The 1262-nt window shown below is 61.8% G+C and carries 2 protein-coding genes; one reads left to right on the top strand and one right to left on the bottom strand.

Going from position 1 to position 1262, the window contains the following annotated elements; genetic code table 11:
• Positions 1-107 (bottom strand): beta-eliminating lyase-related protein (locus KVS69_RS18285; protein ID WP_254622279.1); only part of this gene is annotated, 107 nt, incomplete at its 3' end.
• 183 nt (positions 108-290) lie between these two features.
• Here KVS69_RS18285 and KVS69_RS18280 point away from each other — a divergent pair.
• Positions 291-851, top strand: coding sequence for a fasciclin domain-containing protein (locus KVS69_RS18280; protein ID WP_217539417.1), 561 nt, complete (start codon positions 291-293; stop codon positions 849-851).
• Positions 852-1262: the final 411 nt, after the last annotated feature.

Genomic DNA, 1262 nt, shown 5'->3' with positions numbered 1-1262 from the left:
GGGTCGTCCTGATAGACGTCATCCCCTACTTCGGCGGTGGCCATGGCTTGGCGCATCGCGGGGGTGGGTTGGGTGACGGTGTCGCTGCGCAGGTCAATCCACGGCATTCCGCAACTCGCTGAGGTGGAGGCGTGCGCCCATTCTAGAACGTGGTGAAAGCGCCGTGAGTGTCTGGCTGAACGTGTTTGCTTTCAAGGCGATCTGCAAAGGCCAGGGACTGCATCCGTACCCCGCCTCGCTGCGTAGCTATAGAGGCACAACGTTGTGCGCCATGATCAGAGGACCTACCCATGTACATCTCCATTCGGCGTCTCGCTATCGCTCCGTGCATCGCAGCAGTTCTTGCAACCGCCAGCGTATCGGCTGCCACCAATCCGACCGTGGGCGGCGCGGCCATGTATCCCACCAAGACCATTGTCGAGAATGCGTCGGCTGCAAAGAATCTCACGACGCTGGTTGCGGCCGTCAAGGCGGCTGGGCTTGTCGACACCCTGTCCGGGACGGGCCCGTTCACGGTCTTCGCGCCTACCAATGACGCCTTCGCAAAGCTGCCCAAAGGCACGGTCGATACGCTGCTGAAGCCGGAAAACAAGGCGAAGTTGACCCAGATCCTGACGTATCACGTGGTTCCCGGCAGCCATACCGCGGCGCAGCTCACGGCGGCGGCCAAGAAAGGCGGTGAATCCAGCATGCTGACTACGGTCGAAGGCGAGAAGCTTACGGTCAAGCTTGCCGACGGCAAGGTGTGGGTCGTGGATGCCAAGGGCGGCAAGGCCGCTGTGACGACTGCGGACGTGGGGCAGTCCAACGGGGTGGTGCACGTGATTGATGGCGTGTTGATGCCCAAATAAGCGTGCGCGGGTGCTGCCGGCCGTCCGGTTGACGGCCGGCTCGCGTCCCAACCTCAACGAAAGCATTTCAAAACTCTAATCAAAACTCTAATGGCTACTTGACCACCGCCCAATTCAGCCTTGATCCAGGCCGGCCTGCATGCCTGCCATGTCCCGGATCCCCACCTCCCTCGCTGCCACGTTCCCGTCGATTCGAAAGTGGCACGGAGGGCTGCGGATTAGGCTTGTCCATCGTCCATGACACAGTAGAAGCACACGACGGAACGATCACGCTTGGCACTTCGGAATGCCTTGACGCGCTGAAGGTGACGGTTGAACTGCCTTCCCGCCGGTGACCGGGCGCGTGATCGCGATTGCGCTGGAGTGCACCGGCACGCGGGGTGACAGGTTGCAGATCACCCCGCGCCCGGT

The organism is Stenotrophomonas sp. GbtcB23 (assembly GCF_019091045.1).
Lineage (GTDB): Bacteria > Pseudomonadota > Gammaproteobacteria > Xanthomonadales > Xanthomonadaceae > Stenotrophomonas > Stenotrophomonas rhizophila_A.
This window is presented reverse-complemented; position numbering and strand designations above follow the sequence as displayed.